Raw genomic sequence first — 794 nt, 5'->3', positions numbered from 1 at the left:
CCATTATACGACACAACTCTCAAAATTCTTGGTCAAGCTTGAGACGCAATATGGCAAAATGACGTTATCTGAATGCTGAACGTTGAGAAGAGATGGGAAGACTCAATGATGCACAATTACAGTGTCGCATCGAACATATTTTAGAACGCCATCCTAACGCCTCGTCCTTAGTCGTGCGCCAGCGTCTAATGTCAAACCTAAAGCCATCACACATATATCCGCACTTAGTGCCCTTCTACGAGCAGTACCGCATTGATGACAGTGCCGATATTCAGCGCGAGCTGAAAAAAATGATGTCTATGCACTTAGGGCTGAGCATCATCGCGCAAACCTTGTCGATAGGTTGCTTTAACTACCGGCAAGTAGAAAAAGCCTTGTTAGAGTTGACGGCTGATTTTGACCATCTAGCACAAGCTCAGCGCTGTAAAGAGTTGCGCTTTGGTCATGGCGCTCCAACGGATGAACATCACCAGTCTCAAATTGTGATGACGTTACAAAGGTTAGGTCACCGCTTACCCGACATTTGGCAAGTATTGCGGCAAGCAACCGAAAGTAACAAAATAGCCAAACCAAGATAACAAACGTTATCCCTCGAATTATCAGTAGCCTATCTCTATTTTGGGAGGCTCGCTATAACTTCAAAGTATGACGACAATCCCCACTTGTTGGTGCTTTAGAAGCCTCTTAAACTAGCGATGCGGCTTTTCGAGCTGTGGGTTAAAGTGAGAGCATTGAGTACAGCTATAGGGACGTACAAGGATGTGAAAAGCCGCCCACAGACTGTCTTTATCCTT

Annotated in this window: 1 protein-coding gene; it reads left to right on the top strand. The window is 45.2% G+C overall.

The window, feature by feature from the left end:
- Positions 1-92 precede the first annotated feature (92 nt).
- Positions 93-578, top strand: a complete 486-nt coding sequence (locus tag OH459_RS28025; protein ID WP_269989888.1) for a hypothetical protein — start codon at positions 93-95, stop codon at positions 576-578.
- The last annotated feature ends 216 nt before the right edge of the window (positions 579-794 follow it).

It is taken from the genome of Vibrio sp. MM46 (assembly GCF_027587135.1).
Taxonomy (GTDB): Bacteria; Pseudomonadota; Gammaproteobacteria; order Enterobacterales; family Vibrionaceae; genus Vibrio; species Vibrio harveyi.
The sequence above is the reverse complement of the archived record's forward strand: the minus strand, read 5'-3'. Positions and strand labels throughout refer to the sequence as shown.

Coding starts and splice junctions, on each gene's coding strand:
- OH459_RS28025 (WP_269989888.1), top strand. CDS start 93: ATGGGAAGACTCAATGATGCACAATTACAGTGTCGCATCGAACATATT.